This window comes from Arthrobacter sp. P2b (genome assembly GCF_900168295.1).
Taxonomy (GTDB): domain Bacteria; phylum Actinomycetota; class Actinomycetes; order Actinomycetales; family Micrococcaceae; genus Arthrobacter.
The window spans coordinates 57077-70670 of record NZ_FVZL01000013.1; the positions used below are offsets into that span (position 1 = coordinate 57077).

The 13594-nt window shown below is 58.7% G+C and carries 9 protein-coding genes; 1 reads left to right on the plus strand and 8 read right to left on the minus strand.

Annotation, left to right across the window (positions count from 1 at the left end; all coding sequences use genetic code 11):
• Positions 1–2 precede the first annotated feature (2 nt).
• Complete coding sequence (locus B5520_RS16835; protein ID WP_079598230.1) at positions 3–1493, plus strand: aldehyde dehydrogenase; 1491 nt, start codon at positions 3–5, stop codon at positions 1491–1493.
• A gap of 95 nt (positions 1494–1588) precedes the next feature.
• On the opposite strand, the gene B5520_RS16840 is transcribed toward B5520_RS16835, so the two are convergent.
• The 8 genes from B5520_RS16840 to B5520_RS16875 all read right to left on the minus strand — a co-directional run bounded on the left by B5520_RS16840 (position 1589) and on the right by B5520_RS16875 (position 13568).
• A complete protein-coding gene (locus B5520_RS16840; RefSeq protein ID WP_079598231.1) occupies positions 1589–2674 on the minus strand; it encodes a helix-turn-helix transcriptional regulator in 1086 nt (361 codons plus the stop codon).
• Entirely contained in the window at positions 2671–3846 is a 1176-nt protein-coding gene (locus tag B5520_RS23070) for a helix-turn-helix transcriptional regulator (RefSeq protein ID WP_079598232.1), read from the minus strand. Before B5520_RS23070 ends, B5520_RS16840 begins: the two co-directional genes overlap by 4 nt.
• A 340-nt stretch (positions 3847–4186) precedes the next feature.
• The gene (locus tag B5520_RS16850) at positions 4187–4456 is read right to left on the minus strand and encodes a hypothetical protein (RefSeq protein WP_079598233.1); all 270 of its coding nucleotides are present in this window, start codon (positions 4454–4456) and stop codon (positions 4187–4189) included.
• An 818-nt stretch (positions 4457–5274) separates the two neighbouring features.
• Positions 5275–7548 (minus strand): ATP-binding protein, encoded by a 2274-nt coding sequence (locus B5520_RS16855; protein WP_176156896.1) that lies wholly within the window; start codon positions 7546–7548, stop codon positions 5275–5277.
• A 905-nt stretch (positions 7549–8453) separates the two neighbouring features.
• Entirely contained in the window at positions 8454–8729 is a 276-nt protein-coding gene (locus B5520_RS16860) for a hypothetical protein (RefSeq protein WP_079598235.1), read from the minus strand.
• 45 nt (positions 8730–8774) lie between these two features.
• Positions 8775–10745, minus strand: a complete 1971-nt coding sequence (gene acs / locus B5520_RS16865; protein WP_079598236.1) for an acetate--CoA ligase — start codon at positions 10743–10745, stop codon at positions 8775–8777.
• 18 nt (positions 10746–10763) lie between these two features.
• Complete coding sequence (locus B5520_RS16870) at positions 10764–12542, minus strand: FAD-dependent oxidoreductase (protein WP_254865609.1); 1779 nt, start codon at positions 12540–12542, stop codon at positions 10764–10766.
• Between the two features lie 66 nt (positions 12543–12608).
• Positions 12609–13568 carry an alpha/beta hydrolase gene (locus B5520_RS16875; protein ID WP_079598237.1) on the minus strand — a complete coding sequence of 320 codons (960 nt, stop codon included), beginning with the start codon at positions 13566–13568 and terminating at the stop codon, positions 12609–12611.
• Positions 13569–13594 lie beyond the last annotated feature (26 nt).

A 13594-nucleotide genomic window follows, 5' to 3' on the forward strand; every position in this document is an offset into this window, starting at 1 on the left:
CAATGAAAGAAACTCTCACGTCACACACCGATTATGATTCTCTTTACATTGGCGGGGCATGGAGCATTCCCAGCACAAAGGGACTGATTGATGTCGTATCTCCCACTACGGAGCTCCCTGTCGGGCAAGTGCCGTTGGCTGCGAAAGCAGACGTGGACAGTGCCGTCGCGGCCGCGCGGGGCGCGTTTGATGACCCTGCTGGATGGTCAAGCTGGGCGCCGGCAGAGCGCGCCGCGGTGCTGCGCCGCTTCGCCGACGAACTTGAGAGCAGGGGACCCGAGACGGCCCGTAGGGTGAGCATACAGAACGGTATGCCGACGTCCTTTGCAATGCAGGCTGAGGCGCAGTTTCCTGCGGTAATCCTACGGTTCTACGCTGATTTGGTCTCCAAGAATGAAGCTGAGGAAGTCCGGTCAGGCTTCTTCGGAGGTTCCACGCTAGTGACCAGGGAGCCAATCGGCGTGGTTGCCGCAATTGTTCCCTGGAACGTTCCGCAGAGCATTACGTTCATGAAACTTGCTCCCGCCTTGGCCGCAGGTTGCACTGTGGTGCTGAAGCCGGCAACCGAGACCGTTCTTGATGCTTTTCTGATGGCAGAAGCCGCCGTCGCGGCTGGGCTCCCCGGGGGCGTTCTGAATGTGGTGCCAGGTGGTCCAGACATCGGGGCCTATCTTGTAGAGCATCCCGGAGTTAATAAGGTCTCCTTTACCGGTTCCACGGCAGCAGGCAGGTCCATCGGACAAGCCTGCGGGCAGCTTCTAAGGCCCGTTACCCTGGAGCTCGGCGGAAAGTCGGCGGCAGTCGTCCTCGACGACGCAGATTTGGCTGCCAACGTCGACAACTTCTTCGCCGCGACTCTTCTCAACAATGGTCAGATATGCCATTTGGGAACGCGGATCCTAGTTCCCCGGTCGCGTTACAAGGAATTGGTTGACTTTGTGACTGACCTTGCCGGGTCCCTGGTTGTGGGCGATCCTCTCGTTGCGGATACTCAAGTTGGTCCCCTGGTCTCCGCGAAGCAACGTGCGCGCGTTGAGGGCTACATTCAGAAGGGGAAGGAAGAGGGTGCGCGCCTGACAACCGGCAGTAAGCGCCCCGATGGACCAGGCTGGTTCGTCACTCCAACAGTATTTGCGGACGTAGACAACTCCTTCGTCATCGCACAGGAGGAGATCTTCGGGCCTGTCCTCTCGATAATCCCCTACCACGATGAAGCAGACGCCATTGCCATCGCCAATGACAGCTCATACGGGCTTGGCGGGACGGTCTGGACTACGGATACGGAGCGCGGGAACACGTTCGCGCGGAAAATTCATTCAGGTACGGTGGGGATAAACGCCTATTTGGCCGACCTGACGGCACCATTTGGCGGCATCAAAACCAGCGGCATCGGTCGTGAATTAGGAGCGGAGGGACTGGGCGCTTACCAGCAATTCAAGAGTATCTATCTGGATAGGAACGCCCTCCCCGCAACCGCAGCCCCTGGTTCCTAATACATAGTCCGCCACTCATGCTCAGCGGGCCCCAAACACGCCTTGGGAGGGGCCCGCTGGCTGAGGTATCTCGGCCATTCTCAAATCAGATGAGCTCAGAGCCTACCCGCGAGGTGCGCGTAGCGGGAAATGATCTCGGTTCGGTTGGAAGCCCCCAGTTTCCGCAAAATTTTCTTTACATGTGATTTAACTGTGTGGATGCTGATGACCAGTTCCGACGCAATGTGCTGATTAGATGCCCCTTCGAGGATGAGCTTCAAGACCTCACGCTCCCTCCCAGTAGGCGGAGCATGTAAGTATCGGTCAGGATCCTCTAATGCTGTGACCCCTGAAGGTGCAATGTCTGTCTCTGCAAATATCCCAGCATTTAAAGCAGATACAGAGGTCGTCGTTTTCAAATAATCGTTGGCAACGGCATGCAGAGCCTGTAGGCGATGATTCTGCGCATCCTCCACAAGCAGCCGGTCCATTACTGCGGCAAAGCAGGAGGCAAAGAGATTGGCACCGTCTTTTTGCAAATCGACCAAAGGCGCATCCTCATCTGCGATATGGAATATGCCAATTACTTTACGTCCAACTGATACCGGGACGATCAATTGTCGGCTGCTTCGGAGAATGCGCGTGGCCTCTACCGATGCAGCAACTCCACATTGATATGTGGAGACCGAGAGACCCGACGACATCACCAGGCGTTCGGCGGAAGACTTGGTAGCATGAAAAGACATCAGCGGGTCCAGACCTTCCCCGTGCAAGGCAGCAGGTTCGATTCTGTTCGACCCGGACTTTGATAACATGACAGATTCTACTGATATTATTCGCGCCATTTCACTGCAGCCGCGCCGCAGGAGTTCTGAGACTGAGCGTACTGACCTTAGGTCCTTTATTGAATCGGAAATTTCCGCCACGATCCAGTGACTAACTTGTTCCTCCCATGCCTGAACCTCATAAATTGCCTGGACCAATCTCGCAATCATTTTCCCCCAGCCGAAAAGGATCTCATCGCTGCCAATCTGCTGCGAAATGTGGGCGGACGCTACTCTGCAGGCGTTGTGGAGGAGATCCAGAGCTACCCGCGGGTCTTTCGTGAAGGGTGGCTCGCCCCCTCCGCCGAGAAGCCTGGTGTAGGCGGTGAGAGCTGCAACGACCTGGTCAGAGAGCCTCTCTGGCAGAAGTATGTTCATGATCGCGGTGACTCCGGCGAAGGATGATTCTGCAAGAAGCGCGCGCTGGCCTCCGCCCGCGTGGTCGCCCCGAGCTTATCCAGGACGCTCTTGACATGTGACTTTACAGTCTCCTCAGATACTGAAAGGTGCCGTGCAATGGTGGAGTTGGTGGCCCCGGTGGTCAGCTCTTGAAGGACCTCGCGCTCCCGGCGTGTGAGGCCCCAATGATCCCTGGACCTCCCGCCCCAAACGGGTCCGAAGTGGGGGGCCGGGACACGGTGAGCCGAATAAGTTCCTGCCGCCTCCTGTGACTTCCCTGGTGTGTTTTCCAGTATCGCGGTCAACGAATTGAGCAGCTGGATAGAGCGTCTCGAGCAGTCCCGTCCGCGTTTCGCCAGCTCCATTTTTTCACGGGCCACCATGATTTGTTCAGAAAGCAAAGCGAGAATTTTCATATCAGATTCACGGACCGGATCATCGTGTCGGTCTGCATGCAGCATGCCAATTACCCGCCCCTGGGAGACAAGTGGGGCTGCCACATATCCTGCGGGTCGAGAGAGCTCGAGGAGCGGTGGAAAGGTGCGGTGAGACAAGTCGGCGCCGTTGACCATGAATGGCCTTTGGAGGCGAACCATTTCAGCCTCACGATCTGCAGCAAGGAGGGAAAACTTAGCTCCTTGAAGGAACTCGCCCAAGTTTCTGAAGTCCTCCAGTAACTCAGGCGAAATGGAATAGGCGATAGGTACCCAATCGGAACCTGATACAGCTGATATAAGTACCTTCGCAAAACCGACCTTGTGGCACAGCCCGGCCGCCTTGGTCATGGCATCCTCGTTCCCCATGGTTCCCAGGGCGCTACTCACTGCGTGGAGATGACGGAGTGTCGCAGGGTTAACGCCACCACGGGTCTTCGCGACTTCACGACCTTGTGTCACGAGTCTCAGAAGCAAGTCTGCGGCCTCGGCGACTCGGCTCGACTCAAGGTTCCCCTTTACAAGAGCGGTTATCAAAGCTTCACTTTCCAAATAAGCTTCCGTGCCACTCACGAGATCATGGTGCCGTCCTTCGGACAGTCGAAACCGAACGTGCTCAATGATTTCCCCATCCGAGAGCATCCAGACAGGTGCGTTAGGCTCCCTGTCGGCGGCCGTGGAAAGCTGCCGCAGCGGCGACTCCGTTAGAGTGGTCATGTTCTCTCCTTTGAGATGAAGTTGTTCGAAGCCGTCGAATGCATCGACGCAAACGCTTGCTGGCGTATTGATTGGTTTGTGTATTGGATCCCTAGCTACTCCCGTGCCGCCGACGAACCACTTCGTGAGGGACCTTCACGCCAGTCCAGGGTCTGGGTGAAATCCTCGTCCCACGTCACTCGCGCGCCTGCTTCGCCCAGAAGACCAGCGGGCCTGCAGCGGCTTCCTGATAGGTGGCCGCTATGGCGAAGGCGTTCGCCGCCCTGGAACGGGAGGGGCCGACGGTCCTCGTGCAGGAAACCTTCTACCATCCGGCCCATCTGCCGAGAGAGACGGTCCCTCAGCAACCCAGTCCGATTTCCATGTCCGCCGTTGGTTCAAATTCTGGTGACGCCGCGTTCGGTGGCGCGTTTGAGAAGTCGCATCCCACGCCGTAGCCGAAAATCAGGGCCGGGCCGATGTGGGAGCCGGGGTAGCCGCCGAAGACATGGACGGCGGCGCCGACCCCGTGCAGGCCAGGGAAGTTACCAAAGTCACCCCTGCCAATCTGCGCACGGTAGAACGGTCCCGTCCCCAGCGCGACCAGGTTCGGGCTGGGCTGGTGGTCCATGTCTCCGCGGAAGTTGCTGTATAGGGTCGAGCCGCGGCCAAACGCGCGGTTCCGCCCCGGTCGGCGATTGTTGTACTCCATGACGATCTGGGCCCCGCGTCTATCTAGATCTTCTCCGCCAGTTCGGCCGCGGCCCGCTCTTGGCCGTCTATCCGGTCCGGTGGGAGCAGCCACGGACATTGGTACAGCGGTAACTAAACCTTGGCGGACAGAGCCTGGGCGGTTCTGTGTGTTTGACCGCCAAAATGAGAAAAGAATCGAGGCTACTGTGCTGGCTCGTATGCGACGATCTGCCATTTCCCACCGTAGAACTCCAGATACGAGTCGGCCGGCAACGAACAGAGGCTTCTTCTTGTGTCATCGCCTAGCACTCCCTTCCTGCGTTTAGTAGGTTACGAATGTTTCATAGGACTTCAGGATGTCGTGCAGTGCTTTGTTCAGGAGGGGGGAAACTACGCGATTGGCTACCCGATCTCGCTCCGACTGGGTGCGCCGTGCTCCCGTCGGGAACCGGCGCGTCGGAGTAACGTCGTAGTGCGCCAGTCCGTCAAAGGCGCAAAGCTTCAGCCTGTAACGGGCGCGAAGAGGATGCCAAGGCGGCCATGCCGAAGGAAGCAGCCTTTGAACCGGAGCAGCTTTCGTGACCGATTGCGCTCAGAGATAATGGAACGAGGCGTTAGCCAGGAACTTAGCTCATTGGTCAACTGCCCGCTCCGCTGGCCAACAACGCTCGCAATCCATATGGACTGCTGGTTCGGCTACCCTCCTCGATTCACCAAACGGGTTTTCAGTTCCGCCAATTAAGCTGGCAAGCCACACTAGCAATCCGGGATCGATCGTCGGTTCATCCACGAAGCAATTTGGGTACGGGAAGTCATCCCGAGTTTGGCCAGAATGCTCTCGACATGTCCTTCGACGGTCCTAGTTGACAGGACCAAGTTGTCTGCGATCTCACGGTTGCTCTGGCCGTCCGCGATAAGTGCTGCAACTTGGTGTTGTCTCTTGGTCAACGCGCCGACATCCCTGTCGGAGGCTGCATCTCGCTCGGAAACCTCCAAGCCCAGTACCCGGGCTCTCACTTCATCTGGGCTCATCCGGTAGCCTCGCGTGAGCGCTTCACGATAGGCACGAGAACCGAGCGCCTTGTCGGCCCGTTTGGCCCATTTTTCATGAGCCCCCGCCAGATGCGGACCGAACGACGCAATGCTGCTTTCCAAAACCTCCCAGACGCGGGACGCGACGCCTCGGATGACCGCTGCATCTTCATATTTTGTTTGCTCAACAAGTGCACTGGAAATGACTTCAAGGTTGAGTGCCGTCATCACTTTGTCGTCGAAAACCAAGGCACGGCCCAGGCTTTCATGTGCGTATTCAAGGGCGCGCTTCAGATTTCCCTGCGACCAGGCACAGCAAGCCTTGGACCACAATGCCACGGACTTTACATAGGTCTCTCTGACCTTGTCGCTGAGTGTTATTGACTCTGCGGAAACTTCTTCAGCTCTTGAGAAGTCGGCCATTAACGCATACGTGATGCTCAACTGACACAGTACTAACATGGTGCCTTCGATGCGATTGGCAGCGCGATCCCGCGCCAATGCTTTTTCGAACATTGAGGCGGCGGAGGAGGGATTTCCGCCAAAGAGAAGGAGGGCGCCGGACCAGGTCTGTATCTGGGTCTCGATGTCGTCAACGTCTGTTTCCGAGATATTCCCGGCGGTCTTCAGTTCTTCGAGAAGAAGTGTGCATTCTCTGAGACGCTGATGGCTTCCGGCAAAGTCACCTTGGACCGCTGCCGCCCAAGCGGCGACGCAGAGGGCGCGGCACATCTCAGTTCCGTAATCCGTCGATGCCGCCAGGATCAGGTCCAACCATCGACGCCCCTCGCTGACGAAGCCTCCGAGCATCCAGTGAAAGCGAAGGGCTGTTACGAGCTTCAAAGCCGAGACTTCTGACGACTCCGTCCCGGCAACGCAGTATGTGAGAGCTGCCCGCAGGTTCTCGTGCTCCGAACGTAGTCGGCTGATCCACTCGTTTTGTTTATGCGACCAAAATTGCTCAGCACTGGACTGGGAAAGTTCCAAGTAGTACTGGCAGTGCCTTCGCCGCAGAGTTGCCTCCTCACCGACGTCTTGCGCGCGTTCAAGAGCGTACTGGCGGATGGTCTCTAGAACCTGATACCTGACACTATTAGGGGTCACGATCGCAATCAGGATCGACTTGGCAACAAGAGAGTCGACCACCTCGAGAACCGAGCTCTGGGAAAGGTTTTCGTCGGAGCAGATGCGTTCTATGGCATCGAGATCGGTGCTTCCAGCAAATACGGACAGCCGCCGCCAAAGAACCTTCTGCTCTGAAGTGCAAAGATCATAACTCCAGTCGATAAGTGCACGCAGGGTCTGCTGTCGGGGCGGAGCTGTCGGACTCCCGGAGGACAGAATCGCGAAGCGGCTCTTGAGTCGCTTCAGAAGTTGCGTGACACTCAGTGATCTAAGGCGCGATGCAGCAAGTTCAAGCGCCAGAGGTATCCCGTCGAGTTGGATACAGAGTTCGGCAGCTGCGGCAACGTTCTCATTGGTGATCCGGAACTCCGGAGAGCTGGCCTTGGCCCGGTCATTGAAAAACGCCAACGAGTCGAACCGACGGACGGCTGTTTCATCCAACACGTCATTTGCTTGAGGAAGTTCAAAGGGTAGGACAGGCAATAGCCTTTCGCCTTTGACCCCTAACCGTTCCCTGCTTGTAGCAAGAATGCTTAGCCGAGGGCTGTTTTCAAGCAGCGCCTCAACCAGAAACCGACAACCAGGCAACACATGTTCGCAGTTGTCGAGAATCACCAGCAAATTCCGCTCCGAGAGGTATGCACTCAATTGAGCTGCAGCACTTTGTGCCGACGTCGTACGAATCTCTAGTGCTGATAAAAGAGCTTCAGGTACCATTGCGCTATTGCTCAACGGCGCAAGATCCACGAGCCAGACGCCATCTTCGAAGGACTGTCTGACCATCGCCCCGAGGTGAACGGCAAGCCGCGTTTTTCCAACTCCTCCAGGACCGATGAGGGTGACAAGCCGTGACTCCGTCATGGCTTCGCGCACGTTGGCTATTTCCCTCCGTCGGCCGACGAAGCTTGTCAGCTGCAGCCTTAAGTTGCCCGGTCCCCTTGCCCCTGTCATGGCGCGGACAGGCCTCCCCTCCATCGCCCATCTGCAGTATCTCCAGCGGGTTTCCCAGATGTAAAAGGCGCAGGAGCCATACGGGTGTCCCAACATTGATGGTCAAGCCGTCTCACAATCAAGGCCTTTCTCGATGGGAGTGTACTTCGATAAGGGCTTGGTTCTTGCAGGTATTTGCCAATCATATATTTTTGTTCAACATCAAAACTGCGAAGGCGCAATTCGGTAGCCAGCACTACGCGCCAGTTCTCGAGCTTTGCGCTTCATCACCGCTGCGTGGATATTGCTCCGCCAGCCAGAAGGAACAAGCCAGGAATGGACGCTCGCCGGGTTCAAGTCCGTTAACGCCAGTATGCGCCTGTTGCCGCAGCAAACCCTCACTGGTCAGCAGCTCGCTTTCAATCTGCGAGCGGTTCCCAGCATGTCGTCGTCCTACGCCATAAATTTCGCCTGCGAAGGACTAGGAGCGATGCGTCGATTTGGGCGTCTCCGTCGCTTTGGGTTGGTAGCGGTCGCAATTTACGGTGGCTATGGGAGAGGCTAGGCAGCCGTGAAGTACGCGGCCGCTTTTAAAGAATACTGCCTCGGCACGCAGTTCCTGGTTATCCGCTCGAGTTGCTTAGGCCGGGCCCGCTCGGTAAGCGTCAATGCCGCGTCCGGATCCTCAGCGAAGTTCTCGTTCTGGTAAAAAATCGCGGTGGCAGCATGGGGGGCGCGGAGAAGTAAGCGCGATCAAGGCTCGGTGGCTCCTGATCTGATGAATGCGTTGAGAACATCCATCACAGCAGGGCTACGAGCCCTTCGGCTTTCAAGACAGGGAACCCGTTTTACCCTCCCTTACGAAGAGCCACCATAATTGGCTTTCTCATGGTTTCGTCTTTTTCTCCGGGCGGTTGATTCCAAGCAAAGCGGGTAAACACCTCTTTCCCGTCTGCCCGCTCAACCATCTCCCGTGGGTAAATTCCGTCGGCTGAAATCCACAGTATCGACTCATCGGCCATGACTGCTTCGACTACACCGGTTCTGAGGACTTTTCCGTGTTGGCGTATCTCAACAAATTGGCCGATGGCCCCATGCCAGTCCGGTTGGAGGTGGAGCGTCATTTGGAACGATATACCTTCCCTTTGGGTATGAATGAGGGCCTCCTATCAGCCGCGGTGGTCCCTCGACAGACGCTCCGCTCCCTTGCGTAGTGAGGCGGTGATCTCGGCCATGATCGTGGGGTCGGAGAGGGTGGTGGCGTCGCCGGGGTCGCGGCCTTCTGCGACGTCCTTGAGGAGGCGGCGCATGATCTTGCCGGACCTGGTCTTGGGCAGTTCGGGGACCACCAGGATGGCCTTGGGCTTGGCGATCGGGCCGATTTCCTTGCCCACGTGGTTCCGGAGTTCCTGGACAATCTCATCCCCGGAATCCACCGCGTCCCCGCGCAGGATGACGAACGCGACGACGGCCTGGCCGGTGGTTTCGTCCGCGGCTCCCACGACGGCGGCCTCGGCCACGGCAGGGTGGGAGACCAGGGCGGATTCGATCTCGGTGGTGGAGAGCCGGTGCCCTGAGACGTTCATGACGTCATCCACCCGGCCCAGCAGCCAGACGTCGCCGTCCTCGTCCTTCTTGGCACCGTCACCGGCGAAGTACATGGTTTCAAAGCGCGACCAGTAGGTGTCCTTGAACCTCTCCGGGTCGCCCCAGATCCCGCGGAGCATCGCCGGCCAGGGTTCGCGGATCACCAGGAACCCGCCGTGGCCGTTGGGCACCGATTCGCCCATCTCGTCCACCACGTCCACGGCGATGCCCGGCAGCGGGACCTGCGCCGAGCCGGGCTTGGCGGCGGTGACGCCGGGCAGCGGGGCGATCATCTGGGCGCCGGTCTCGGTCTGCCACCAGGTGTCCACGATGGGGGTCCTGTCCCCGCCGATGACGTTCCGGTACCACATCCAGGCCTCGGGGTTGATGGGCTCGCCCACGGAACCGAGCACGCGGAGGGAGGACAGGTCGTACTTGTCCGGGATCTCCCGGCCCCACTTCATGAACGTCCTGATCGCGGTGGGCGCGGTGTAGAGGATGGAGACCTTGTACTTTTCGACGATCTCCCACCAGCGGCCCTGGTGCGGGGAATCCGGGGTGCCTTCGTACATCACCTGGGTGGCGCCGTTGATCAGCGGGGCGTAGGTGACGTAGGAGTGGCCGGTGACCCAGCCGACGTCGGCCGTGCACCAGTACACGTCTGTGTCCGGGTGCAGGTCGAACACGGCCTTGTGCGTGTAAGCGGTCTGGGTGAGGTAGCCGCCAGTGGTGTGCAGGATGCCCTTGGGCTTACCCGTGGTCCCGGAGGTGTAGAGAATGAACAACGGGTGCTCGGAATCATGCCCGATGGCGGTGTGCTCGGCGGAGGCGGCCTCCACGGTGTCGGCCCACCAGTGGTCCCGGCCCTCGGTCCAGTCCACGTCCTGGCCGTTGCGCTTGACCACCACCACGTTCTGCACCGTATGCCCATCCTTGGCCAGGGCCTCATCCACCGCCGGCTTCAGGGCGCTGGGCTTGCCACGCCGGTAGGTGCCATCGGCTGTGACCACGAGCTTGGCCTCGGCATCCTCGATGCGGGACCGCAGGGCATCGGCGGAGAACCCGCCGAAGACCACCGAGTGCACCGCGCCGATCCGGGCACACGCCAGCAGCGTAATCACCGCTTCGGGGATCATCGGCAGGTACACCGCAACCCTGTCACCCTTCGCCACGCCGAGGGACTCGAAAGCATTTGCCGCCTTCTTCACCTCTTCGGTCAGCTGGGCATAGGTGTAGGTGCGGGTGTCGCCGGGCTCGCCTTCGAAATAGATGGCCACCCGGTCGCCCCGGCCGGCTTCCACGTGCCGGTCCAGCGCGTTGTAGGCCGCATTGACTTCCCCGCCAACGAACCACTTGGCGAACGGCGGGTTGGACCAGTCCAGCGCCTGGTCAAAGTCCTTGCTCCAGGTCAGCAGCTCGCGCGCCTGCTTCGCCCAAAAAGCCGGCCGGTCGGCGGCGGCCTCCTCGTATTCCCCCGCCTTGACCACAGCGTCAGCGGCGAACCTCGGCGGCGGCGCAAATGTTTGGACCTCCGCCAGGCTACTCCCATTCATCGAGCTCACCGTTTCTCCTTATTTCTCAGCCAACACGTTGATCGGCGACGATCGCCGCGGCTCCGTAGTAGGTTGTGGTCGACTGGCACCGCGCTCGGCAGCGTGTCGGGAAATGTCACGCCCTGCGCGGTATCCGAAGACCAAGGCTGGTCCGATGTGTGAACCGTATCCTGGGTAGCCGCCCCCAAAAACGCTTACGGCTGCTGCGCCGACGGCGTACAGGCCAGGTATGGCCTTACCTTCACGGGTGACAACTTCCGAGCGGTCGTTGACAGCCAGGCCGGCGAAAGTACCCAAGTCGCCCATGTGTATCTTTGCAGCATAGAAATGCCCCGGGTCCAAGGGCGCCAAGTTCGGGTTTGGCTTGTGTTCCATATCGCCGCGGAAGTTGTTGTACAAGGTGGATCCGCGACCGAACTGAGGGTCCTCCCCTTTCTCTGCGCCTTTGTTGAAGTCCCGCACCGTAGCGGCCAGGTTCTGCGGATCGACGCCTATCTTATTGGCCAAGTCGGCCAGGGAATTACCCTTGACCAAGTAGCCGGTCTTGAAAAAGTATCCGCGCGGCATGGGCCACGGTTTTGCGTACCCGATGCCGTACTTGTGCATGGTCTTTGCATCTGCGATCACCCAGCCAAAAGTCTCCGGTTGCCCCGCCATATGGGCGAGCATCTGCCCACCGAAGTCGTGGTAGCTTAACGCTTCATTGCCGAAGCGCTTTCCGTCCTGGTCCACCGCAATCAGGCCGGGAAGACCGATCGCTCGAAGGTGGGGAAAGAGCCTCTGGCCGCCGTTCAGGTACTTGAACACTGTGACGGGGGCCCAGGACCCGACCGAGTAAACAGAGTCGTCGACGTAACCTCCCACCTTCCGTGCCAACATCACCGCATCCCCACCATGACCTACTGTGGGGGTGAAGTGGTTTTTGCCGCTGGGATCGTGCGGGAAGTATTCCTGACGCAGCTTTTCGTTGCCTGAGAAGCCCCCGGCGGCCAGGATCACACCGAGTCTGGCGTGCACAGTTACAGCATGTTCGCCTCCAAGTGTTGCCCCATCGATCACCCCATCCTCGTTCTGGTGCAGTGACAGCGCTGGGGTGTTCACCCACATCCGCACACCCAGGTTGTCTGCACTCTTGACCATCCGGGTCATCATGGAGTTACCGTTGCTGCGCAACACCGGCCGCTTGTAGCGGGCGGCGTCAAACCACGTTCGCAGCAACTTTTTCGCCACATACACGAAGGACTTCACGGACTGGTTCACGTGGAAAAATTCGTTGATGTCCGGGCCGACTTGGGGCATGTAGCCGAAGACGGTGTAAGAACTCATGTAAGGCTGCATGAGCAGGCGTTTATCGCCCAGGATTCTCGCATCAACGTCTTGGGGGATTATCGCTCGCCCGGACATCCGGGCACCCGGCAGGTCCATCTGGTAGTCGGGAGCCTTCTCCGGGTAAACAAACTTAACTTCTGTTTCGTTCTCGAAGAATTTCAGCGCCTCCGGCACTGTGTCCAAAAAGGTGCGCACACCATTTTCGTTATATGTCTCCGGGGCCAGACTGCGGAGATATGTTTCAGCCTCTTCCCGAGTGTCGCCCTGCGCCAGTCCCTCCTTGTTGCCAGGGACCCAGGCCCAACCGGCGGAGATCGCCGTTGTACCTCCGAAGTACTTTTCCTTTTCGCACACAATGACATTCAGTCCTTGGTTTGCTGCCCTGATGGCAGCCGCTAGTCCCGCAACACCCGAGCCAACTACCAGAACGTCACAAGCAACCGAATTATTCATATTTTCATCACTCATCTACCTTTTGCTCCTCTACCACGTGGGGGGGGGAATTTATTGGGGCATGAACAGGAACGTTCGGCCCTACTTCACAGAATTCTCAAATGAGGTCAGCCCATTTTGAGCATGATGTACCCGCCCGGTGCGGAGGAGGTTGCCTATCGCCACAGCAGTGTCACGCAATGCGTCTTGGGCTTGGCTAACGAACTGGGCCAAGCCGAAAAACCCGTGGCATAACCCTTCGTACATCCTTAAGTCCACTGGTACGCCGTGGCTCCGCAGTTCCTTGGCGTAGGCCAGGCCTTCGTCCCGAAGCGGGTCGTAGCCCGCTAGCACCAGGATTGTGAAGGGGAGATCATTCAGTGATTCTGCATGTAATGGGGCCACGTCGGGGTGCGTCCTCAATGTGCTGTCTGGCAGGTAGTGGTTCCAGAACCACTCCATTTCCTGCCTCGACAGAAGTGTCGGAACCGGGGGAATCTCCTGATAAGAAGACCGCGAAAAATCGCTGTCCGTGACCGGATAAATCAGCGCTTGCCCGGCTACATTGACCACTCCTTGCTGACGAAGCTTGCGCACGGCGACAGTGGCGAGGTTGCCCCCGGCACTGTCGCCGGCCACCACCAAGGGCTCTCCAGGAAACTCGGCAGCTGCCCATTGGATGGCCGCCTGTACCTCATTCAGAGCAGAAGGAAAGGGATTTTCTGGAGCTAGGCCATAGTCCACACTCACTACTCGAGCCCCGCCGTGATAGGCGAGGTCCCTCGCGACGTTATCGAAGCTCTCGATGTTCCCAATCACCCATCCGCCGCCGTGAACGTAAACGATGACACCAACAGGATTTGGCTCGGGGTTATAGATGCGGACCGGCACACTGCAGCCTCCGGCAGTTGCCGTGCAGTCGTAGATGCCGTGCAAACCACGCGATGGACCCTGGCGGCGGGCCGCTAGCTGGTCGCGCGCCTGCTGGGGGGTGCCATCGCTGACCGGGCGTCTGCCTGCAGCCGCCATCGAAGCGAGCAGATCATATAGTTCTTCGTCCATGAAAATCTCTCTAAGTTTCTGGCGGA